Origin of the sequence: Dietzia aerolata (assembly GCF_014144865.1) — a bacterium.
Lineage (GTDB): Bacteria > Actinomycetota > Actinomycetes > Mycobacteriales > Mycobacteriaceae > Dietzia > Dietzia aerolata.
This window is the reverse complement of sequence record NZ_JAALDM010000289.1, coordinates 10,155-10,456: the sequence shown is the minus strand read 5'-3', so window position 1 is coordinate 10,456 and position 302 is coordinate 10,155. Positions and strand designations below refer to the sequence as shown.

Sequence of the window (302 nt, the reverse complement as noted above, 5' to 3'; positions counted from 1 at the left end):
CGATGAGCAGCGCCGTGGCGGAGGGAAGCGCCGTCACCCACCCCGGGTCGGTGCGGTAGGTGGCGATGATGCCGCCCGTGGCGTCCGCCGGATCGGAGACGACGACGACAACGCCGCGCGCAGTGCCCGACGACGAGGCGATCCCCCCGAGCACGTCTCCGCGTTCGGCCGAGGGGATCTGCGTCAGGGGCACGAATCCGGCGTCCGAGAGTTCAGAGGGGGAGGGCCTGCCGCCGGCGGTCCGGAACCGCGCCGGGGCCACCAGTCCGTCGGCGATCTCGCGCGCACGCCGACGCGAGGCG

The 302-nt window shown here is 74.8% G+C and carries 1 pseudogene; it reads right to left on the bottom strand.

Annotated features, from left to right (window positions below):
- Positions 1-302, bottom strand: a pseudogene (locus G6016_RS15085) (phosphoenolpyruvate synthase); the annotation flags it as partial.